This window comes from Thermodesulfovibrio sp. 1176 (genome assembly GCF_029946585.1).
Classification (GTDB): Bacteria; Nitrospirota; Thermodesulfovibrionia; order Thermodesulfovibrionales; family Thermodesulfovibrionaceae; genus Thermodesulfovibrio.
This window is the reverse complement of record NZ_JARZRZ010000001.1, coordinates 157,214-179,437: the sequence shown is the minus strand read 5'-3', so window position 1 is coordinate 179,437 and position 22,224 is coordinate 157,214. Positions and strand designations below refer to the sequence as shown.

Genomic DNA, 22,224 nt, shown 5'->3' with positions numbered 1-22,224 from the left:
GGAGGAATTAAACTGTGAAACTGGCAATATTAGGAGACATACATGGAAATCTTCCAGCTCTTCAGGTTGCCTATGATATTACCAAGGAGTTAAAACCAGAGACAATATATCATCTTGGAGACCTTGGCGGTTATGCTCCCTTTGTAAATGAGGTAGTAGATTTTCTGATTGAACACAAAATCGAAGGAGTTCAGGGTAATTATGATGAATCAGTTGTTTTTGATAAAGAAAATTGCGGTTGTAAATATGAAGACCATTTTCAAGCAGAAATGGCTCATTTATCCTTTGAATGGACAAAAAAACATGTAACAGAAAAATCAAAAAATTATATGAAAAATTTACCCTTTCAGATATCCTTTGAGGTAGAGGGAAGGAGAGTAAAAATTTTTCATGCTACACCAACAAAAAATAATCTCTACTGGTATGAGGAAAGACCTGATAATTTTTTCTTTTTAATGACAGAAAAAGCTCAAGCAGATTTGATGATTTATGGGCATACACATATTCCCTATTTTAAAAAATTGAATGGTAAATATTTTATCAATGCTGGAAGTGTTGGGAAACCAAAAGATAAAGACCCAAGAACCTGTTTATGCTTAATAGATATAAGCAGAAGTAATGTTCAGGTAACTTTTATTAGAAGACAGTATGATATCAAATCAGTTATTAGAGCAATAATAAAAAGTGGGTTACCCTACTATTTTGCAGAAAAATTAATAAAAGGAGAGTAAAGGAGGATTTTATGGAAAGAGGTAAAATATTGATAATTGATGATAATGAAGAAGATTTAAAGATTACAAAAGAACTACTTGAAAAGGTTGGGTACAGAGTTAAAGAAAATTATGGATGGCTTGGTTCAACAAAGAATATAAAAACTTTTTGTCCTAATATTGTTCTTCTTGATGTAAATATGCCTGCTTTATCTGGAGATAAACTATATGAGTTACTTGAATATAACATTAAACAATTCAGAATTCCCGTATTGTTTTACTCTTCTTTAGATGAAAACTATTTAAAAAAATTAACTTTACAAAAAAAAGTCACAGATTATATTCCAAAGGGGGATGTTTTCCAACTTTACAAAAAAGTATCCTTTTATATAAAAAATTCTAATTAGTTACACCCCGCCCCTCCCACAAAGAGACCCCCATTAGTATTTAATCTATGGGGGTCTCTTAATTAAATAAAAAAACTGAAATTACTGCTCCGGTGATAACAATATAAAGAATATTTACCCTTTTAAACAAGGCAAAAAAGCTAATAGAAACTATTAATATCTTTAACCAATTCCAATCAACAGATTGAGCAAATTTAATTGTTGCAAAAAGCAGTAGACCTGAAAAGGAAGCTAAAAGTCCTCTTTTTGCTCTGATAAATATATTTGAATCTCTTATCTTTTCTGAAATCTCAGAGGCAAAAGCCATCATAATAAAAGATGGAGTAAATATAGAAATTGTTGCCACGGTAGCACCTGCTAAACCCTTCAATAAATATCCCACAAAGGTTGCTGTAATTACAATTGGTCCCGGGGTAATCTGTCCAAGGGCTATTCCATCCATGAAAGTTTTTCCATCAATCCAATGAAGTCTATCTACAAACTCATGAAGCATTAAAGGTAAAGAAGCATACCCGCCTCCAAAGGCAAAAAAATCTATTTTCATCATAATTAAAGAAATGTTGAAAAGAGTTTTGTCAAATAAATAAAGAAATAGTAATCCTGCAAATACAATAAAAAAAATGGGTAAAATGTCTCTGAGATTTATTTTCTTTGCATTTTTGTTATCTGAGCCTGTTTTATCTCTAAAAATTAATTGAGAAAGAATAAAACAGGCTATGATTATCAGAAATGGATTGATTTTTAAAAGAAATAGTAAAAAAGAAAAGATAGCCACTACTGTCTCACCCTTTGATTTAATTACAGGCTTTGCGAAACTTAAAAAAGCATTAGCAACTATTGCAACAACTATTACCTGTAGACCTGTAAAAACTGATATAACCTCTGGTATTGTGTGAGTTTTTGCATAAAAATAGGACAGAATAAGCACAAACAAAAAAGCGGGTAATCCAAAGGCTGTAAAACTTGCAATTCCACCAATTATCCCTCTTGTTTTTAATCCAACATAAGCTGCAACCTGCATTGCAGTAGCTCCTGGAATTGCCTGGGCAAGGGCAATGCCTTCCTGAAAGGTTTTGCCATCAAGCCACTTCTTTTTTTCAACAGCAAGCTCCTTAATATAGGCAACCATTGCAGGTCCACCAAAAGCAGTAAACCCAAGTTTGAGAAAAGAGATAAAAAGATGAATTAATTTAGGATAAACCATTGTTAATTAATCCACCTGCAATTGGAGGGAAAAGACTTAATTCATCACCATCTTTTAGGGTAATATGTAAGTCACTAAGAATAATGCCATTAAGAACAACTATAAAAGGCTTTTTATTTAATGAAAGGGCATCAATTAATTGAGAAACAGAACTTTCAGACAAAAATTCAATAACAAGGTCTCCCTGTTCATTTTTTGGAAATTCCTTGTCAGATATTAATCCACCAAATAGTTTTACTGTAACTTTCATATCAAAAATAATTATATCCTACAATTGATGATTGAGGAAAGACGGACTATCTTTCGCTCTTAAATTTGCCGATAGAAAAGTTCTGCCTGGTACGCAGTGCCGAAGAATCTCCTCCTCATTAAAGGAGGAGATCCTTCACTTCGTTCAGAGTGACAAAAGAGGAGCATTAAGCTACCTCAGAGTGACAAGAAAAGGTAAATTCATTTTTTTCAATCGATAATTTCAGGTTCGCTCATATTATCTTTCCAAGGGGCTAAATGTTTAGAGAGATCTCTCTCAGAGAATAAGCTCTGGATATTCTGGCTTTGCCTGAAGAATGACAACTCTGTCAATCCACAGGCAAAGCCATAGACAAATTTCCTACCAGTTAAACAACTGATCAATTTCTTCGTCTTTTACCTGAAAAACAACATTATGAGGTGAAATTGGTTCTTTGTAGAAGAATCTCGGTAGTCTGTCATGCTGTTTTGTAAATCCTGCACGAGTATTAAATTCTCTTTCAAATTTGAGAACTTTTTTGCCATATTCAACAACATCCTTTTCTGTCATATTCCATCCATAAAAGGCATTTATCATGTCAAGCACTGCTTGATTTGTATCTGGCTGGTCAAGTAATGCAAAGGCTATAAACAGACACATTCCTGTTGAATCAATGAAAGCAGTTGCAATCTGAAGATTTCTTGACAGGTCAACCTGTCCTTCAGGTTTAAGGGGATCAACAAATCCACCAGTTTTTAAAACATTCAATGCAATTGAATATCCGGCTGTATGGTCAGCTCCCATTGGACTTGTTGCATAGGTAACACCTATACCCTGAACTGCTCTTGGATCATAGGCTGGAAGTGCTTGCCCCTTTACAACAGGAACTCTTTCAACTCCAAAGGCTCTTCCTGTAAAGGCTGCTCCATTTCCGATAATTCTACCAAGATAAGTTCCCTTCCCTACTTCATGGAGAATATTTATTGCACCATCTGCATCTCCCCATTTTAATAAACCTGCTTCCATTGCAACTGCTATTGTTGCACCCATTTCAATGGTGTCCAATCCATAATTGTCACATAGAAAATCCATCATTGCGATTTTATCAATATCATCAATACCACAGTTTCCACCAAATGCCCATACAGTTTCATATTCTGGCTGTTTTGTGAGATAATGTCCATCTTTATCATGATAAATGCCTGAACAACGAATAACACACCCACGATGGCAGCCATGAGTTGGATTCCCACCTCTTTGTTTTTCAAGTTCAGCCTGAACCTCACCACTTATTTTCCTTGCTCCAGCAAATCTTCCTTCTTTGAAATTGTAGGTTGGATAGGCTCCAACTTCATTAATTATGTTTGTTAAAACATTTGTTCCATAAGCAGGAAGTCCTTGTCCTGTAACAGGATGTTTCTGAAGTCCTGCAACAAATTTTTTATTTGCCTCTTTAAAGGCATCTGGATTTTTTGGTTGTCTTGGAGTTGTTCCAGTATCATCAAGGACAATGACTTTTACTCCCTTTGACCCCATTACAGCACCAACACCACCTCTTCCAGCATGTCTTGTAGGTCTTAGTTCCATATCTGTAAAAGCAACAGATGCTCCAGACATTTTCATTTCCCCTGCAGTACCGATACTAACACAGGCTATTTTTTCTCCATATTCTTTTTTCATTTTTTCAATTAAGTCATAGTTTGGTAACATTTTAATCGTACTGTCTTTTTCAATTTTAACAGTGTCTTTACTTATATAAATTTTATATGTATCATCTCCCTTTGGTTTTCCTTCAAGAACAACTGCTGCAATCCCAAGTCTTCCAAGAACCTGTCCAGCCTGACCTCCAGCATTTGCTTCTTTAATTCCTCCTGTAAGAGGACTTTTACAACCTACAGAAACTCTTCCAGACATTGCTGCAGCTGTCCCTCCAAGAAGTCCAGGAGCAATTACAAGTTTATTTTCAGCACCAAGAGGATGACAGAGTGGATCAACTTCCCTTGAAATAATCGCAGAAGTAAGGGCTCTACCACCAAGACCTTCATATTCACCAAGCTCTTCAAATCTTGCTACTGGTTTTTCTTCACTCATATTAATCCTTAAAATCCTCATGCCACACCTCCTTAAAATTTTGTTTAATTATATCATACAATAAAACAATCCGCCACACCACAGACAGGCTCCACAGGGGACATCATTTGTATAGCAGTCATAAACAAAATCTTCAAGCTCCATAAGATCACAAAGGGCAAAATTGCAGTCATAGCAATAGGGAAAATCATATTTAAGAACGGAGTTAATAAATTGTTGATAAGCTAAAGAATTAAAAATCTCCAAAGGCTCTTTTTCTTTTATATTACCAAAACTCCATCTTTTAACTGCCTTTTTTAATCCTCCAATATAACATGTAAAACTATGCCATAAGAAATAACAAGGTGAGACCTCTCCATCAACTCCAATATACATACATTTTTCTTCAAGGAAATCGCATTTTCTCAATGGTGTTGGATTTGTTCTTGGAATCTGAAAGGAAATATTCTTCTTTCTACAAAGACTTTCTACTTCTTCAAGTATAGCCTTAACTGTACTGATAAGATCATCATTTCTGTTTATCAAATTCTGCATATGAAGAGTTAATCCTTTACTTGAAGCTTCATCATACATGGCTTTAAAAAGTTTCATTGGTTCATTTTCTTCAGGGAAAAATTCTGGTAAAGCTTTCTTTTTCATTAGCTCAAGCCAGTCATCTATTTTATATCCTTTATTTTCAAGATAGTTAACCCACTTTTTGAATATCTTTACTGCTTCTTCATTGCTTGTTTCATAGGCTACTTTTTTTGAATTTTCTAATGAATAGGGAATGAGATGGGAAAGAATTACAAAATCAATTCCGTACTTCAATGATTCATTTATTGTAGGAATTATATGTTCAAGATTATCAGTGGTTATAACAATCTCTATCCCGCTTTTAAGATTTTTTGCTCCATTTGATTTTGCTCGAGCAATAACTTCAAGAGCTTTTTCTCCAAATTCTGGAACATGAAGTCCATTAATGGGGACAAGACTGTCAATGGAAACACAAATTTTATTTAATCCCGACCTAATAAGTTCTTTTAGTTTTTCATCACTTAGTAAAACTCCGTTTGTTTGAAATCCTACAAATGAATTCTTAGGCATGTAAGCACTTGCTAAGGCAACAAATTTTTCAATTTCTGGATGTAAAAGTGGTTCGCCAATTCCGCTTAAAACAAGACTCTTAATATGGGGAAAAATTGTTTTAAGGCTTTCAAAGGTTTCATAATCCATATCAGCTTCAGGTTGATGATAATTTGGACTTTGCTTTGGACAAATTGCACAGTGGAGATTGCATTTTGTTGTAATTTCTATTGATATTTTTTCTGGATAATTTTTCCTCATAGTAGATATGAAAATTTTAACACAACTGTCCCATTAATTTTAAAGCACAATCTGTTTATCATGATTAATTTCTTGACAAACAAGTGAATATTATATTAGTTTAATAAATGCGGGCGGATAGCTCAGATGGGAGAGCGCAGCCCTTACAAGGCTGAGGTCACAGGTTCGAAACCTGTTCCGCCCATGTGAAAAGTGGGGTGGTAGTTCAGCACGGTTAGAACGCTTGCCTGTCACGCAAGAGGCCGCGGGTTCAAGTCCCGTCCACCCCGCCAAAAAATCCTTCTTAAAATTTAATTTTTAACTTTTCTACCATTAAGAATTTAATATTTCAGGATACTTTTCGATTAGACGTTTAACAGCTTTGTGAGCCGAATTAAAAGCAAACATTATGCTTCCTCTTTTGACAGCAATATCGCCTACAAGGAAAACCTTTTTAAGATTACTTTCACCAAATTCATCTAACTTGGGCGTAGAATTATTAAACTCTATACCCATTTTTTCAAGAAATACTTTGGGAGTACTTCCTCCAAGGCAATAAAAAATTTTTGAAAAAATTTCGATATGTCCATCTTGAAATAAAACTTTTACTGCATTTTCTGATGGTTCAAGAGATTTTATTTCAGTACCTAAAAAGAATTTAATCATATCTTTTCTTTTTTCAAGCTCTCTTAGATTTTCTTCATTTATTCTGAAAAATTGAGGTCTTCTGTATGATAAATAAACATCACACTTCCCAGATAAAAGACAGGCAAGTTCAGCAGCAGTGTTGCCTCCACCTACAATAAGTATTTTTTCTCCTTCGGGGATTTCCTTTGGTAGTTCAAAAAACACTCTGCCTTTTATTGCTTCAGGAATTGGATATGTAGGTTTTTTAGGTTTATCAAATACTCCTGTTGCAATTATAACAGCCTGGGTTTGTGCAACAAGATATGTTCCAGCCTTTAATATATAATAGTCCTCTCTTTTTTCTAATCCATTGATTTCAATGTTGTATTCAATTGAAATATTGTATTCATTAATATATTTTTTCATTCTTAATAGAAAATCTTCTTTCGCCTCTGTTTCAAAGGTGCATATTCCCTCTGTTTGGAAAATCTCTCCTTTATAATTTTTATCTACTCTTTTTCCAGCAGGATAAAGTCTTCTTATTGTTGAACAATATTTTGAAGCTTTTTCAAATATAACTACATTACTTATTCCATTAGCTTTACACTCTACAGCTGCAGCGATTCCTGCAGGACCAGCACCTATTATGCCTACTGATAAATTTCTCATGAGATATATATTATACTTTTTGTTGTCCCCTCTTGACAAATTAGAAAAAAAAAATTAAACTTTATACAGAAAAAAAATCCTTTTTGGGGGGCTTGTATGGAAAGAGAAACAATCTATGAAGGATTGGTACGTCAAGGCGTTTCAAGAAGAGACTTTCTCAAATTCTGCGCTACAACAGCAGCTGTATTAGGTCTTTCCTCTTCCTTTGTTCCAAAAATTGCTGAAGCAATGGAAAAGAAAGAAAAACCCGTTGTTGTCTGGTTACACTTTCAGGACTGTACAGGATGCAGTGAAAGTGCATTGAGGGCAACAAAACCAACAATTGGACAGATTGTCCTTGATGTGGTATCCCTTGAATACCACGAGACAATCATGGCAGCAGCAGGACATCAGGCAGAAAAATCCCTTCATGATGCTATTCATAAGTACAAGGGTAAATACCTGGTTGTAGTAGAAGGTTCTATTTCGACAAAAGATGGCGGAATTTATTGCTGTATTGGGGGTAGATCATCTGTTGATATTATGAAAGAAGTTGCAAAGGATGCTGCAGCAATAATTGCTGTTGGAACTTGTGCAACCTACGGTGGAATCCCATCAGCAAAACCTAACCCAACAGGTGCAGTTGGTGTAAGAGATATTATTAAAGACAAACCTATAATTAATCTTCCTGGTTGTCCCTTTAATGTTGAAAACTTTACAGCAACAGTTGTTTATTACCTTACCTTTGGAAAACTTCCAAAGACAGACAAACTTGGACGACCACTTTTTGCTCACGGAATTTTAATTCATGACAACTGTGAAAGAAGAGGATATTTTGATACAGGTCAGTTTGCTAAATTATGGGGAGATAAAGGACACAGACAGGGATTTTGTTTATATGAACTTGGATGTAAAGGTCCCTTTGCCTATCATAACTGTCCAACTATTAGATGGAATGATGGAACAAGCTGGCCTGTTATGGCAGGACATCCCTGTGTAGCCTGTTCGGAACCAAAGTTTTGGGATGATAATTCTCCATTTTATGCAGGAATTGACAGTAAAGAAGGCTTTTTTGCTAAAGCATCTACAATCGGACTCGGTGCTATGGCAGTAGCCGGTCTAATATCAAAAAAAGAAAATAAGGAATAAATAAGGGGGCATGTATGGCAAGGTTAGTCATTGATCCAGTAACAAGAATTGAAGGACATATGAGATGTGAAGCAGTGGTTTCCGATGGAAAAGTAAAAGATGCCTATTCATCCTGTACAATGTGGCGTGGAATAGAGCTAATAATGAAAGGAAGAGACCCAAGAGAGGCATGGGTTTTTGTACAAAGACTCTGTGGGGTCTGTACCACTGTTCATGCAATAGCATCAATAAGAGCAGTGGAAGATGCATTAAAAATTAAAGTACCAAGAAATGCAGACCTTATAAGAAATCTCATAATGGGAAATCAGTGTGTGCAAGACCATGTTATTCATTTTTATCATCTTCATGCCCTTGACTGGGTTGATGTTGTTAGCGCTCTTAAAGCAGATCCAGCAAAAACATCAGAACTTGCAAAAAGCATTTCCTCTTGGCCTAATAATTCAGCAACTTACTTCAAGGCTGTGCAAGATAAATTAAAAGCCTTTGTAGAAAGAGGACAGCTTGGCATATTCAGCAACGGCTACTGGGGGCATTCAGCCTACAAACTTCCACCTGAGGCAAACTTGATGGCAGTTGCCCATTATCTTGAAGCATTAGATTGGCAAAAGGAAGTAATCAAGATGATGGCAATTCTTGGTGCAAAGAATCCTCATCCACAGACATTCCTTGTTGGTGGTATGGCAATTCCAATTGATCCAGAAAGCCAGAATGCCATTAATGCAGGCACAATTGCTGCGCTAAATAAATATGCAGATATGGGAATTGAATTTGTTGAAAAAGTTTACATTCCAGACCTTCTTGCTATTGCATCATTCTACAAAGACTGGACAAACTATGGTGGAAACAAAAACTTCCTTGCCTGCGGTGAGTATCCAGATGCAAACGGAAAACTCTGGTTGCCAGCTGGAATTATAAAGAACAAAAATCTAAAAGAGATATATCCTGTTGACCATAAAAAGATAATGGAATATATAACCCGTTCCTACTATACCTATTCAAAGGGTGAGAAAGCAGGACTCCATCCATGGGATGGTGAGACAACACCAAATTATACAGGACCAAAGCCACCCTATGAATACATCAATGTAGATGGAAAATACAGCTGGGGTAAAGCTCCAAGATATGAAGAACTGCCAATGGAAGTAGGTCCTCTTGCAAGAGTGCTTGTTGCCTACGCATCTGGACATAAAGAAGTTAAAGAAGTGGCTGACATGGTTATGAAAAAACTTGGTGTAGGACCTGAAGCCTTGTTCTCCACATTGGGAAGAACTGCAGCAAGAGGAATTATAGCTCTTGTAACTGCATACAAGATAAAGGATTTCATAAGTGAACTCGCAACAAATATGAAAAATGGTGACCTCAAAATTGCAAATACAGAAAAGTGGGATCCAAAAACCTGGCCTGCAGAGGCAAAGGGAGTAGGATTCCATGATGCTCCTCGTGGTGCACTAGCTCATTTTATCGTAATTAAAAATAAAAAGATTGAAAATTATCAGATGGTTGTTCCTTCTACATGGAATCTTTCCCCAAGGGATCATAAAGGACAGAGAGGTCCTGTTGAGGAAGCCCTTGTAGGAACACCTGTTGCAGATTCTAAGCAACCTCTTGAGCTTTTAAGAACAATCCATTCCTTTGACCCATGTATGGCTTGTGGTATGCATATTGTTGAGGTCAAGGAGGAATAAAGAAATATTTTAAAAAAATCTAAGCCCTCCCAACCGTGGGAGGGCTTTTTAATTTCAAGGAGAAAGAAATGGATATAGGCATTATCGGAGTTGGAAATATTCTTATGCAGGATGAAGGTATTGGACCAAAGGTTACAGAATTTTTAAAAACAAAATATTTTTTTGACCCTCAAATAGAAATAATTGATGGGGGCACATTGGGGCTTGATCTTCTTCCATACATTGAAAAATTTAAAAAAATTATTCTCATTGATGTTGTTGATTTCCATAAAGAACCAGGATATATAAAGGTTTTAAGAGGAGAAGAAATTCCTCCCTACTTAAAAACAAAACTTTCTGTTCATCATGTTGGTGTTCAGGATCTCCTTGAGGTTGCAAGATTTATGGAAGTAATGCCAGAAGAGCTTGTTCTTGTTGGGATTCAGCCTGAAACCATAGATTTAGGACTTGACCTTTCAGAGACAGTAGCTGGTAAAATACATGAATTAGTCAATGAAGTTTTGAAAATTCTTAATTCGTGGGGGATAAAATGTGTCTTGCAGTCCCGTCAAAAATAATAGAAATTGACGGTTATATGGCTACAGTTGATGTAATGGGCTTAAGAAAACAAGTAAGTTTATTGTTACTTCCAGAGGAACCAAAAATTGGTGAGTATGTTCTTGTCCATGCTGGATTTGCAATAAATAAAATGGAACCAGCAGAGGCAGAAGAGGCATTGAAAATTTTTGAAAAAATATTTAAAGAAATGGAGGAGCAGGAAAAAAATTGGCAGACAGAAGTTTAGATTACTGCGGATTAAAGTGCCCCTATCCTATTTTAAAATTAAGTGCCCTTTATCCTCAGTTTAAGCAAGGAGAAATTATAGAAGTAATAGCAGATTGTCCCACCTTTGAAAAAGACATCAAAGCATGGGCTTCAAAACTTAACAAAACCATACTTAGTATAGAAAAAATGGGTAATAAATTAAAAGTTACAATAAGGATTTAAAATGGAAAATCATCCCTGTCCCTATGGTGGATATCTAAAATGTAAAAATTTTTTTTGTGAATATGGAAATGCTTTAAGTGAAGTTCTTCATTATTGCTGTGATGTTTTAGAAAAAATCGCACAGGGAGATACATCTCAGAAAATAGACATAGTGGTTGAAAGAAATGCTGTTCAAAAACTTATAAATTCAATAAATAAAGTTTCTGAAGAACTCTCTGAGATAATTGAACTTACCCATGAGCTTGCAATAGGAATATGTGAGCATTTTGATGTTTTAAGAAGACTTCAAGAGGGAGACTTCTCAGCAACTGCTTCAGAGGATTCTTCAGTAGAAGTTGTAAGGATGCTTGGGCAGTTGATAAATGAACAAAGGAACAGATTTGTTGAATATATAAATAAAATTAAAGAACAACATCAAGAATTAATACAATCTTATGAACAGCAAAAAACTATTCTTTCATCAATAGGAGTTGCTGTAATAGTTGTTGAAGAAGATATGACAGTTGAATATGTAAATGAGGAGTTTGAATCTTTGACAGGATATACAAAGAAAGAGGTTGAAGATAAAATGAAGTGGACGGAATTTATTGCTCCAGAGATGCTTCATAAGATGATAGAGTATCATAAATTAAGAAGAATTAATCCATCCCTTGCGCCAAGACAGTATGAATCAAAGTTAAAGGACAGAAATGGAAAAATTAAAGATGTTCTCTTAAATGTTGAAATGCTTCCTTATACAAAAAAATCAATTGCTTCGATAATAGATATCTCAGAAAGAAAAAAAATTCAGGAACAGTTAATTCATTCTCAAAAGATGGAATCTCTTGGTTTTCTCTCAGGCAGAGTTGCCCATGAGTTTAACAACATTCTTACAGCAGTTTTAGGTTTCAGTGGAATTCTTTATTCAAAAATAGAAGACCCTCAACTTAAAAATTATGTTCAAAAGATTATAGAAGCATCTGAAAGAGCAAGGGACCTATCAAAGAAACTCCTTTTATTTAGCCGAAAGGAGGAATCTAAAGAAGATATTCAGGAGATATCATTAAATAAATTTTTAAATGAATTTTCAGAATTTCTAAAACCAGTTATTGGCAAAGACATTGAACTAAAAATAAATCTACCAGAAGAAGAAATTTTTTATAAAATTGACCGAACTCATCTTGAAGTAATTTTTATGAATCTTGTTACTAATGCACGCGATGCAATGCCGAAGGGAGGCGAACTTTCAATCTGTTTAAAAAGAGTTAGTATCGATGCCGAATATTCCTATACACATCCTCTTGTAATGCCTGGCGAATATTTACTTATAATCTTATCTGATACTGGTATAGGAATGGATGAACAAACAAAGCAGAAAATATTTGAACCCTTCTTTACAACAAAACCAAAGGGTAAAGGAACAGGACTAGGGCTATCTACTGTATTCGGTCTTGTTAAAAAATATAATGGACATATTCATGTATACAGTGAGATTAGCAAGGGAACAACTTTTAAGATATATCTGCCAATAAAAGAGACAAAACTAAAACATTCAATTGATAAAAATGCATTGAAAGGTTTAGAAACTATTTTAATTGTTGATGACGATGAACAGACAAGAGGTTATATATCATCCATGCTTAAAGACTATGGATATAAAGTTTACGAAGCTAAAGATGGGCAAGAAGCTTTAAAGATATTTGAGAGAAATAAAGATCAGATTGCCCTTTCACTTGTAGACCTTATTATGCCTGGAATTCCAGGAATAGAAGTCATGAGACAGATAAAGAAAATAAAGCCTGAAGCAAAGGTTATAATAATTAGTGGACATCCTGTGAAATTAAAAAATATTATCACAGTAGAAAAAACGATTTCTCCTGAGGAAATTTTGTTTAAAATAAGAAATATGATAGACGGGAAGGAGTGAAGTTATGGTAAGAAATGACAGATGGATTAAAGAAATGGCACGTAAAGGAATGATTGAACCCTTTGAGGAAGGACTTATAAGAGAAGGTGTTATTTCTTTTGGTGTTAGTTCCTATGGTTATGACATGAGGGTTGCCGATGAATTTAAAATTTTTACCAATATAAACAATACAGTAGTTGATCCCAAAAACTTCGACCCTAAAAGCTTTGTTGAATTTAAAGGAGATGTATGCATAATTCCACCAAACTCCTTTGCATTGGCTCGTTCTGTTGAGTATTTCAGGATTCCAAGAGATGTGCTTGTAATCTGCATTGGAAAGTCAACCTATGCAAGATGTGGAATTATTGTAAATGTTACACCTCTTGAGCCTGCTTGGGAAGGTTTTGTAACTGTGGAGATATCGAATACAACGCCTCTGCCAGCAAAAATTTATGCAAATGAAGGTATAGCACAGTTGATATTTTTAAAAGCCGAGGAAGAATGCGAAATCTCCTATGCTGACAGAAAAGGTAAATATCAGGCACAACAGGGCATAGTTCTTCCAAAAATATGATTGATCCAAGTCGTATTATAGTTGCCCTTGATTTTTCAAAAAAAGAGGATGCCTTAAGAATAGTTAATCAACTTGAAGGAGTTATTGGCTTTTACAAGATTGGGCTTGAGCTTTTTTTAAGCGAAGGTGGAGAAATTTTAAGAACACTGAAAAAAAGAGGCAAAAAAATCTTTCTTGACCTTAAATTCCATGATATTCCTAACACTGTATATAAAGCTGTAAAATCAATCCTTCAATATGAAATAGATATGTTCACAATTCATGCCTTTGGTGGTACTGAAATGATGAAAAAAGCCCTGTTGGCAGTAAAAGAGCATTCTTACAAAGAGAATATTCTTCCACCCAAGATTTTAGGAGTTACTGTTTTGACAAGTATAGATGAAACAGCCTTGAAGGAACTAATTTCTTTTCCAGTTTCTCGGGAAACCATTGTTAAAAATCTTACTATAAAGGTAAAAGAGGCAGGGCTAGATGGAGTTGTTGCAGGTGCATCATCGATAAAAACAATTAAGGAGTTGTGTGGGAAAGATTTCTTTATTGTAACTCCAGGAATAAGATTAAAAGATACAGATTTACATGATCAAAAAATAGTTACCACTCCAAAAGAAGCCTTTGATTTAGGTGCCGATTACATTGTCATAGGAAGGGCTGTTACTTCAAATCAAAATCCAGGAGAGGTTTTGAAAAAACTGTTTACATAGGGAGTTTTTTAATGTATAATTTTTAATGAAATAATTTTTAATGAAAAAATGAAACTTATACTATGCTCTAATGAAAAAGACCTTTCAAAGCTTTTAGCGGAGTTTCTTAAAGAAGAAGTTGAGTACTTTGAAACTTTTAAGATAGACAATAACCTCATAGATAACATCTATAAAATAAATCCTGATTTAATTTTTTTTGATATTTCTGCCAAGGGCAATATGAAATGGAAAATAATAGAAACTCTCACAACAGCTCCCTCCTTAAGAGAATGTCCAGTTATTTCCATTCTCAATAAGAAAAATAATTCTCAACTAATGAAAATATGTGAATTAGAAGTTTTTGATTATATTTCAAAACCATTTTTAAAATGTGAAATTATTATGAAAATTAATAGAACTCGTGAAATTATAGAACTCAAAAGAGAGTTTAATAAGTTACTTACTAAAGATCCTCTCACTGGAGCATACAACCGAGGATTTCTTATGGAAAGGATTCAAGAAGAGTTGAGTTGGTGTTCTTTATACAAGGAACCTTTAAGCCTTGCTCTTTTAGACATTGATTTCTTTAAAAAAATTAATGATACTTATGGGCATCTTTCAGGAGACAGAATTTTAATGGAACTTGTCTCCTTAACCATAGATTTTCTTCCAAACAAAATGACTATTGGTAGATATGGAGGAGAGGAATTCTGTATTATTATGCCTTCTACAGATGAATTAGAGGCTTTAGAAATTTGCGACAACCTTAGAAAGAGAGTTGAAAATCACATATTCCATACTTTTTCAGGAGAAATAATAAAATTAACAATAAGTATAGGATTTACTACTTTTTACGGTAATGATCGAATTCTTCTTGACGAAATACTTCAAAAAGCAGACATTGCTCTTTATAAAGCAAAACAGTCAGGAAGAAATAGAGTAATTTTTGAGGCTTTTGAGTTAGAATAAAAGAAAAAGAGGGAACAAAATGAAAACAGAAATAGAAAGAATTTCAATTGATCCGCAAATTTGCAGTGGAAAACCATGCATAAAAGGAACAAGAATTCCTGTTCACATAATTCTTGAACTTTTAGCCAAAGGAGAAAGTTTTGAAGACATTAAAAAGGCCTATCCTAATATTACAGATGAAGATATTAAAGCATGTCTGAGTTATGCTGCAGCACTTGCTGATGAAGAAGCCGGTGTTTCTGCATGAGGTTTCTAACTGATGAAAATTTATTCGAACCAATTGTTGAATATTTGAGAGACTTAGGACATGATGTATTAAACATAAGAGATAATTTATCTGGAATAAAAGATGATGAGGTTTATAAAATAGCCTGTGAACAAAATCGCATAATAATTACAATGGATAAGGATTTTTCGAAAATCTTCAGATTTCATCCAAAATATTGTGGCGGGATAATAGTAGTAAAAATTTATAGACACACCATTAAAGAAACATGCGAAATATTTAAAAAATTTTTTATTATGCTTAAAGAAAAAGATATTTTTGGAAATTTAATTGTAATCAGTCCAAATGGAATAAGAATTAAAAGATTCCAGGAAGAAATAGAGTAATTTTTGATGCTTTTGAGTTAGAATAAAAGAAAAAAGGAGGTCAAAGATGAAAGCAATGGCTTTGATATTGGCAGCATTAATGTTATTTACTGTAGCATGCGGGCAGTTACATCAGCAACATTATGAAGGAGCAGGTGCAGGCGCTGTAATCGGTGGAATTGCTGGAGCTCTTTTAGACAAGAAAAATCCTTGGCGCGGAGGAGTGATAGGTGCTGGATTAGGAGCAGTTTTTGGCGCTACAATTGCTGATATTTCAACAAGAGGATCAAGAGAGGCTTACCAGAGTGGACGACCAGTTGAATACAGAACAGAAGATGGAAGAGGTTACTACAGAGCAGAACCAGCAAGTGATTACTATTACAAAGATCCCTATACAAAATGCAGAAAAGTGAGCGAAAAAGTTTGGGAAAATGGAAAACTCGTAAAAGATACAGTAAAAGAAATCTGTGAATCTGAAAAACAGGAGAGAACATATTAAAATTTATGAGGGAAAGGCTTATTAAGTTAATTTATGAACAGGCATTTAAATATTCTGAAACTCCGATTTTTAGACTGACTTCTGGGGGGTTAAGCAACTATTACTTTAATTGTAAAAAAGTAACTCTATCCCCTGAAGGAATGTATCTAATTGGAAACATTATTTACAATATGATTAAAGATTTAGGAGTAAAAGGAATTGGCGGACTTACCCTTGGCGCAGATCCTATTGCAATGGCTGTTTCCTACACATCTTACCTTAAAGGTAATCCCATAGAAGCCTTTGTGGTGAGGAAAAAAGCAAAAGAACATGGAACGATGCAGTGGATTGAAGGCAATATTCAGACAGGTGACAGTGTAGTAGTAGTTGATGATGTTATAACAACAGGAAGTTCAACAATTCAAGCAATTACAAGGCTTAAAGAAGCAGGAATTTTTGTAAAAGGGGTAGTTGTTCTTATTGACAGACAAGAAGGTGGGAGGGAAAATATTTTGAAGTTTCTTTCAGAATGCGGATTTTCCAATCATTTACAAGCAGTTGTTTTAAGAGATGATGTAATGAAACTATACAGGAAGTGAGAAAACAGATAAAATTTCAATGCATGATTGATTGCTCCTCCCTTTGCTGCGGAGGAGCAACAATTTTAACATTAAAAGAGCTTAACAGACTTTATAGATTTTTCCCTGTTACAATAGGTTTCAGAAAAATATTCCCTTTAAATTCGGATCATAAAGCTTATATAGAAGAAATTGCTATAAAATTTAGAAATTTTTATATAATTGGAGACTTTGTTGCTGGCAACAGATTAAAAAAAAGATGTCAAATGCTTAAAAACTTTTTATGTTCAATAAATAGTTTTAAACCCCTTCAATGCTCTGTTATTCCTTTTTCAGTAACCTTTCCTGAAGAATTACAAAATCTTGTGATAGCCAAAAAAAGACAAGGAGCTTTCAAATCCTGTAAAGGATTTCACGATGATGCTAAATTGGTATGGGATGTTGAATTTACTGATAAAGAACTTCGTGAGAATTTTTATAAACTTCGTCAGAATTTTATTTTTCAAAGAAGCATAATGGAAAAAATTTTTTTTAAATTTGAGAATAATCCTTTTTTAAAAAAATTAATGCAATCAGAAGAGGGTCTTTTTGAGGTTCCTATTATTTCTGATTTTATCGATGAGATATGTGGAATTGCCTCAATTGATAAAAAAGAATTTATAAAAGTTCAAAAAAGTTTATTTATCAGAGAATTGACAGTTGGTGGAGTTAAAAACTCTTTATTTATTGATGCATTGAATGCTCTGGAATCAGTAAAAATTTGACAGAACAGGAAAAATCTTATTATTATTAAAAATATCCCATCCTTGTAGGAGGTTATTGTGGCAGGGCATTCCAAATGGGCGCAAATCAAACATAAAAAAGCACAAGTTGATGCCAAAAAAGGTAAAATTTTCACAAAACTTGTAAAAGAAATATCCGTTGCAGCACGCCTTGGAGGAGGAGACCCTGAAAAAAATCCTCGATTGAGAGTTGCAATTGAGAAAGCAAGAGAAGTAAACATGCCAATGGACAACATTAAAAGAGCAATAATGAAAGGAACTGGAGAACTGGCAGGCACAGCCTATGAAGAAGTTACTTATGAAGGATATGGACCTGGGGGAGTTGCCCTTTTAATTGAAGCTATGACCGATAACAAAAACAGAACTGTTTCTGAGATAAGACATCTTCTTTCAAAACATGGTGGAAGTCTTGGTGAGTCTGGATGTGTTTCATGGATATTTGAGAAAAAAGGATACATTCTTGTTGATAAAAAATCAGTTGATGAAGATGCTCTTCTTTCAATTGTATTAGATGCAGGGGTCGAAGATGTGAAAAATGATCCTAAAGAGGATAATTATGAAATTATTGTTTCACCAGAACAATTAAAAGATGTGAAAGAGGTTTTGCAGAAAGCTGGGATAAATATTTCTTTAGCAGAGGTAACAATGCTTCCTAAAAATTATGTATCTGTTGAGGGAGAAGATGCTGAAAAAATGTTAAAACTCATGGATGCTTTAGAAGACCATGATGACATTCAAAATGTTTATGCAAACTTTGATATCCCAAATGAGGCAATGATTAAGGCAGAAGTATAGGATGGAGCCATCTATTAGACTTACTTTTAAGAGAAAATTTATTGCAGGTCTAATAGTAACAATTCCTGTAGCAATAAGTATCTTTGTCTTAATTCAACTTTTTAAAATCGTAGATGGATTGTTAGGACCTATATATGATTACATTTTTGGAAGGCATATTGCTGGATTAGGCTTTATAACAGCTTTGGTTATAGTTTTTTTAGTAGGAGTTATATCAACCAATGTCTTTGGGAAAAAACTTTTAGATCAGATTGAAAAATTACTCTTTCTTAAAATACCTGTATTTAAAAGCCTTTATTCATCTTTGAAGCAATTAATTGATGCTTTTTCTCCTGAAAATAAAACTTCTTTTCAGAAATTTGTAATTGTGGAGTATCCAAGAAAGGGTAGCTTTGTTTTTGGATTTCAGACAAAGGAATGTTTTTTAAAGGAAAAGGATATAGAAAAAAAGCTAATTGCAGTATATATACCTACTAATAACCTCTATCTTGGAGAAGTGGTCTTGTTTGATGAAGAAAGTGTTATTCATACAAATATTCCTATTCAGGAAGGAATAAAAATAATTCTTTCAGGCGGGATTGCTGCACCACAAATAATAAGAGGTGATAAATAATGGATGTGGTAATTTTGGCAGCAGGACTTGGCACAAGAATGAAGTCCTCTATGCCAAAAATACTTCACAAAATTTTTGATAAACCAATTATAAATTATGTTATAGAGTGTGCCAGAAGTTTTAATCCTGCCAATATATTTGTTGTTATTAATCCATCATTAAAAGAAGTTACAGAACATCTTGAAAAACATGATTTGAACATTGTTTTCCAGAATGAACCTAAGGGAACAGCCCATGCTTTAGAGTCTGCTTTACCTTCCATAAAAAGTGAAAAAATTTTAATTCTAAATGGTGATACACCTTTGATAAAAAAGGACACACTTTTAAATTTTTTAAAAATTTTTGATGAGAAAAATCCAGCCATGGCAATTCTTTCCTTTTATCCAAAACGACAGCATTCCTACGGAAGAATTTTAAGAAACTCTAAAGGAGATGTTGAAAAAATAGTTGAAGTTACCGATTACGCTGGAGAGGAATCTTCTGAGGCAAATAGTGGAGTTTATTTGTTAAAAAGAGACATTTTAGCCCTTCTTAAAGAAATTAAGGAAAATCCCCGTAAGGGTGAATTTTATCTCACAGACATTGTAGAAATAGCGGTTTCTAAAGGATATAAAGTTGACGCCTATTCAATAGCGGAAGAAAATGAGTTAATCGGAATAAACAATCGTGAGGAACTTTCTCTTGCTATGAAATATTTAAGAGACAGAATTGTTAAGGAATTGATGGCTGAAGGTGTTACCTTTTATGATCCATTATCTGTCTGGATTTCTTCCTCTGTAAAAATTGGAAAAGACACGATAATTTATCCAAATGTCTTTCTTGAAGGAAACACGACCGTCGGGCAAAATTGTATTATCTACCAAGGGACAAGAATCCGAGATAGTATTATTGAAGATAATGTTAAAATAAAAGATTACACAGTAATTGAAAGTTCTCATATAAAGTCTGGCTCAAATATCGGTCCCTTTGCTCATATAAGACCTGAAAGTATTATTGGACAGAATTGTAGAATTGGTAACTTTGTTGAGATAAAAAAATCAGTGATCGGAGATGGAACAAAGGCATCCCATCTTAGTTACCTTGGAGATTCTGAAATAGGTAAAAATGTAAACATCGGCGCAGGTACAATTACATGTAATTATGACGGTAAAAAGAAGCATAAGACAACTATAGAAGATGATGTTTTTATAGGAAGTGATACACAGCTTGTAGCTCCTGTCAAAATTGGAAAGGGTGCATACATCGGAGCTGGTTCTACAATTACAAAGAATGTTCCTTCTGATGCTTTGGCAGTATCAAGGACTCCTCAGAAAAACATAGAAGGTTGGGCAAGGAAAAAGAGGGGAAAAAAGTGAAAGGATTTATATTCGCATGCACAGATAAAACAGAAAAAGAATGCTTTGAAAGGATGATTTTTTCAACTAACAAACTTTACTCCGATGAAGTTTTACAAATTAAAAAAGGAGACTATTTATTCCTTTATAACATTGATAAAGATGTTCTGTATGGTATTTTTAAAGCAGTTTCTGACGGAGGGAAAAATATAGAACCTCATGCATGGGGAGGTAAATATCCCTATCAGGTTAAAGTTGAAAAGAATGAAAATTTAATAATCCTAAAAGAAGCAAAAAAAATTTTAGATAAAATGGGAATAAAATGGGGCAAGGTTATAAACTCTCAATTATTAGATATATTCCTTGACTATCTTCAAAATCTTGATAATTTTGATTGGAGCAAGGTAAAGCAAATTATTGATGACAATGAAAAACCCAAATTAGAAACAACTACTCTTTGGGATTATCCAACTCAAAGCTATGGGAAAATGCCGAAGGGTAACAATAAATATCCAGGTGTCACTCCAGCATTTGTTATATATAACATGATAAAAAGATATACAGAGGTTGGTGATTTAGTTGTTGACCCAATGGCTGGAAGTGGAACTACTCTTGATGTTTGTAAAGAGGAAAATCGTAAATGCATATGTTATGACATTTCTCCAACAAGACCAGATATAGTTCAGAATGATGCCAGAAATATTCCTCTCCCAGATAATTCAGTTGATATGATATTTATTGATTCTCCTTACGGAGATAATGTTAGATATAATGACCATCCTGAAGATATAGGAAAAATTTCTGCTGAAACTGAACATTTTTATGATGAGTTAGAGAAAGTTATGAGAGAGTGTCATAGGATTTTAAAACCAGGTAAAGTTTTGGGCTGGTTAATTGGTGATCAATGGGTAAAGAAAAAATTTACTCCTGTTGGATTCAGAATATTTGAAAGGCTTTGCAAATATTTTGAGCCCGTTGATATAATCTGTGTTGCCCGTAGAAATCAAACATCCAATACTGCTATCTGGCATAATAGAGCACTAAGATTTAATTTTTATTTGAGAGGATTTAAATATCTTTTTATTGTTAGAAAATTTTCTCAAGAGACATTAAAAAGAGAAAAAAGACAAATTAAATGGAATCAATATAAAAGGGACAAAAAGAATGAATGACCCTAAAAAAAATATTGAGAATATTATTAGAGATTTAGAAGCAGGAAATAAAGATCCAAATCAGGCATGGCTTGAGATAAAAGATCTCAAGAAAAGCTATGTAGAAAACCTTAAAACTCATCATTCTCACATAAAAGACCCTGAACAGTCATGGCATTCATTTATAGGTAGAAAATTTGAAAACATTATCAAATCCATACTTAGTGCATATTTAAAAGAAATCAGTAAGAAAGATAAATCTTTTAGCACTCTAAGGGTTTTAACAGATAATGAAATTAAAGATAAAAAAAATGAGATACTATTTAGAAAGATTGCTGTTAAATTTGGAGATTATCTTTTATTACCAGATACTGACCTTGTAGTTGTTGATTGGAATGTTGATGATGTTTGGAATTCAGATGTTTTAGCTATTATTTCATGTAAAACAAGTTTAAGAGAAAGAATAGCTCAGGCTTGTTATTGGAAGTTAAAATTACTTGCTTCAGATGTTACAAAGAATATCAAAGTATTTCTTGTTACTGCTGATAATGATCAGGATTTTTATATAAAGTCTAACTTAAAAAACAGAATAAATGGAAAAAGTAGAAACAGAATCATAGCCGAATATGAGCTTGATGGTATCTATATTTTAAGAGATGATTTTGAGGATGAAGAAGAAAATAGTAAAGTAAAAAAATACGAAAAAATATTTATAGACTTAATTAATATTTTTAACAAAAAAAGAGGATAGA

26 protein-coding genes and 2 tRNA genes are annotated in these 22,224 nt (G+C 33.8%); 23 read left to right on the top strand and 5 right to left on the bottom strand.

Annotated elements, in window-relative coordinates:
• The first annotated feature begins 14 nt into the window (after positions 1 to 14).
• Positions 15 to 731, top strand: coding sequence for a metallophosphoesterase family protein (locus QI155_RS00955; protein ID WP_281320919.1), 717 nt, complete (start codon positions 15 to 17; stop codon positions 729 to 731).
• Positions 732 to 742: 11 nt separating this feature from the next.
• Entirely contained in the window at positions 743 to 1,117 is a 375-nt protein-coding gene (locus tag QI155_RS00950; RefSeq protein WP_281320918.1) for a response regulator, read from the top strand.
• A 58-nt stretch (positions 1,118 to 1,175) separates the two neighbouring features.
• Here the strand turns inward: QI155_RS00950 and chrA are convergent, their stop codons facing one another.
• From chrA to QI155_RS00930, 4 genes are all read right to left on the bottom strand, one after another.
• Positions 1,176 to 2,321, bottom strand: a complete 1,146-nt coding sequence (gene chrA / locus QI155_RS00945) for a chromate efflux transporter (protein WP_068860391.1) — start codon at positions 2,319 to 2,321, stop codon at positions 1,176 to 1,178.
• Positions 2,308 to 2,571 carry a MoaD/ThiS family protein gene (locus QI155_RS00940; protein ID WP_068860389.1) on the bottom strand — a complete coding sequence of 88 codons (264 nt, stop codon included), beginning with the start codon at positions 2,569 to 2,571 and terminating at the stop codon, positions 2,308 to 2,310. Before QI155_RS00940 ends, chrA begins: the two co-directional genes overlap by 14 nt.
• Positions 2,572 to 2,931: 360 nt before the next feature.
• Positions 2,932 to 4,662 carry an aldehyde ferredoxin oxidoreductase C-terminal domain-containing protein gene (locus tag QI155_RS00935; RefSeq protein ID WP_068860387.1) on the bottom strand — a complete coding sequence of 577 codons (1,731 nt, stop codon included), beginning with the start codon at positions 4,660 to 4,662 and terminating at the stop codon, positions 2,932 to 2,934.
• 27 nt (positions 4,663 to 4,689) lie between these two features.
• Positions 4,690 to 5,967, bottom strand: a complete 1,278-nt coding sequence (locus QI155_RS00930) for a radical SAM/SPASM family putative metalloenzyme maturase (RefSeq protein WP_068860385.1) — start codon at positions 5,965 to 5,967, stop codon at positions 4,690 to 4,692.
• A gap of 111 nt (positions 5,968 to 6,078) precedes the next feature.
• Here QI155_RS00930 and QI155_RS00925 point away from each other — a divergent pair.
• Positions 6,079 to 6,151: transfer RNA gene (locus QI155_RS00925), tRNA-Val, on the top strand.
• A gap of 10 nt (positions 6,152 to 6,161) precedes the next feature.
• Positions 6,162 to 6,239 (top strand) — tRNA-Asp (locus QI155_RS00920).
• 40 nt (positions 6,240 to 6,279) lie between these two features.
• Here QI155_RS00920 and QI155_RS00915 read toward each other — a convergent pair.
• The gene (locus QI155_RS00915; RefSeq protein WP_068860383.1) at positions 6,280 to 7,242 is read right to left on the bottom strand and encodes an NAD(P)-binding domain-containing protein; all 963 of its coding nucleotides are present in this window, start codon (positions 7,240 to 7,242) and stop codon (positions 6,280 to 6,282) included.
• Between the two features lie 96 nt (positions 7,243 to 7,338).
• On the opposite strand from QI155_RS00915, the gene QI155_RS00910 reads away from it, so the two are divergent.
• The 19 genes from QI155_RS00910 (at position 7,339) to QI155_RS00820 (ending at position 22,223) form a co-directional block, all read left to right on the top strand.
• Entirely contained in the window at positions 7,339 to 8,370 is a 1,032-nt protein-coding gene (locus tag QI155_RS00910) for a hydrogenase small subunit (protein ID WP_068860381.1), read from the top strand.
• Between the two features lie 14 nt (positions 8,371 to 8,384).
• On the top strand, positions 8,385 to 10,055 hold the full coding sequence (locus QI155_RS00905; RefSeq protein ID WP_068860379.1) for a nickel-dependent hydrogenase large subunit: 1,671 nt from the start codon (positions 8,385 to 8,387) through the stop codon (positions 10,053 to 10,055).
• A 68-nt stretch (positions 10,056 to 10,123) separates the two neighbouring features.
• Positions 10,124 to 10,612: a HyaD/HybD family hydrogenase maturation endopeptidase gene (locus tag QI155_RS00900; RefSeq protein WP_068860377.1), complete on the top strand. Its 489-nt coding sequence runs from the start codon at positions 10,124 to 10,126 to the stop codon at positions 10,610 to 10,612.
• Entirely contained in the window at positions 10,585 to 10,839 is a 255-nt protein-coding gene (locus tag QI155_RS00895; RefSeq protein WP_068860375.1) for a HypC/HybG/HupF family hydrogenase formation chaperone, read from the top strand. Before QI155_RS00900 ends, QI155_RS00895 begins: the two co-directional genes overlap by 28 nt.
• Positions 10,821 to 11,042, top strand: coding sequence for a sulfurtransferase TusA family protein (locus QI155_RS00890; protein ID WP_068860373.1), 222 nt, complete (start codon positions 10,821 to 10,823; stop codon positions 11,040 to 11,042). The genes QI155_RS00895 and QI155_RS00890 overlap by 19 nt, the downstream gene beginning before the upstream one ends.
• Before the next feature lies 1 nt (position 11,043).
• Positions 11,044 to 12,948, top strand: coding sequence for an ATP-binding protein (locus QI155_RS00885; RefSeq protein ID WP_281320917.1), 1,905 nt, complete (start codon positions 11,044 to 11,046; stop codon positions 12,946 to 12,948).
• Positions 12,949 to 12,952: 4 nt separating this feature from the next.
• A complete protein-coding gene (dcd, locus tag QI155_RS00880; protein ID WP_068860369.1) occupies positions 12,953 to 13,501 on the top strand; it encodes a dCTP deaminase in 549 nt (182 codons plus the stop codon).
• Positions 13,498 to 14,202 carry an orotidine-5'-phosphate decarboxylase gene (pyrF, locus tag QI155_RS00875; RefSeq protein WP_068860367.1) on the top strand — a complete coding sequence of 235 codons (705 nt, stop codon included), beginning with the start codon at positions 13,498 to 13,500 and terminating at the stop codon, positions 14,200 to 14,202. The genes dcd and pyrF overlap by 4 nt, the downstream gene beginning before the upstream one ends.
• A gap of 48 nt (positions 14,203 to 14,250) precedes the next feature.
• On the top strand, positions 14,251 to 15,150 hold the full coding sequence (locus QI155_RS00870) for a diguanylate cyclase (protein WP_068860365.1): 900 nt from the start codon (positions 14,251 to 14,253) through the stop codon (positions 15,148 to 15,150).
• 19 nt (positions 15,151 to 15,169) lie between these two features.
• A complete protein-coding gene (locus QI155_RS00865) occupies positions 15,170 to 15,397 on the top strand; it encodes a DUF433 domain-containing protein (protein WP_068860363.1) in 228 nt (75 codons plus the stop codon).
• A complete protein-coding gene (locus QI155_RS00860; protein ID WP_281320916.1) occupies positions 15,394 to 15,762 on the top strand; it encodes a DUF5615 family PIN-like protein in 369 nt (122 codons plus the stop codon). Before QI155_RS00865 ends, QI155_RS00860 begins: the two co-directional genes overlap by 4 nt.
• A 46-nt stretch (positions 15,763 to 15,808) precedes the next feature.
• Positions 15,809 to 16,240, top strand: coding sequence for a YMGG-like glycine zipper-containing protein (locus QI155_RS00855; RefSeq protein WP_068860359.1), 432 nt, complete (start codon positions 15,809 to 15,811; stop codon positions 16,238 to 16,240).
• A 5-nt stretch (positions 16,241 to 16,245) separates the two neighbouring features.
• Positions 16,246 to 16,818, top strand: a complete 573-nt coding sequence (pyrE, locus tag QI155_RS00850; protein ID WP_068860357.1) for an orotate phosphoribosyltransferase — start codon at positions 16,246 to 16,248, stop codon at positions 16,816 to 16,818.
• On the top strand, positions 16,815 to 17,561 hold the full coding sequence (locus QI155_RS00845) for a hypothetical protein (protein ID WP_281320915.1): 747 nt from the start codon (positions 16,815 to 16,817) through the stop codon (positions 17,559 to 17,561). Before pyrE ends, QI155_RS00845 begins: the two co-directional genes overlap by 4 nt.
• A gap of 57 nt (positions 17,562 to 17,618) precedes the next feature.
• Complete coding sequence (locus QI155_RS00840; protein WP_068860353.1) at positions 17,619 to 18,374, top strand: YebC/PmpR family DNA-binding transcriptional regulator; 756 nt, start codon at positions 17,619 to 17,621, stop codon at positions 18,372 to 18,374.
• 1 nt (position 18,375) lies between these two features.
• The gene (locus QI155_RS00835) at positions 18,376 to 18,987 is read left to right on the top strand and encodes a DUF502 domain-containing protein (protein WP_068860351.1); all 612 of its coding nucleotides are present in this window, start codon (positions 18,376 to 18,378) and stop codon (positions 18,985 to 18,987) included.
• Positions 18,987 to 20,342 (top strand): bifunctional UDP-N-acetylglucosamine diphosphorylase/glucosamine-1-phosphate N-acetyltransferase GlmU, encoded by a 1,356-nt coding sequence (gene glmU / locus QI155_RS00830; protein ID WP_281320914.1) that lies wholly within the window; start codon positions 18,987 to 18,989, stop codon positions 20,340 to 20,342. Before QI155_RS00835 ends, glmU begins: the two co-directional genes overlap by 1 nt.
• Complete coding sequence (locus QI155_RS00825) at positions 20,339 to 21,493, top strand: DNA methyltransferase (RefSeq protein WP_281320913.1); 1,155 nt, start codon at positions 20,339 to 20,341, stop codon at positions 21,491 to 21,493. The genes glmU and QI155_RS00825 overlap by 4 nt, the downstream gene beginning before the upstream one ends.
• Positions 21,486 to 22,223 (top strand): BsaWI family type II restriction enzyme, encoded by a 738-nt coding sequence (locus tag QI155_RS00820; RefSeq protein WP_068861507.1) that lies wholly within the window; start codon positions 21,486 to 21,488, stop codon positions 22,221 to 22,223. The genes QI155_RS00825 and QI155_RS00820 overlap by 8 nt, the downstream gene beginning before the upstream one ends.
• Position 22,224 lies beyond the last annotated feature (1 nt).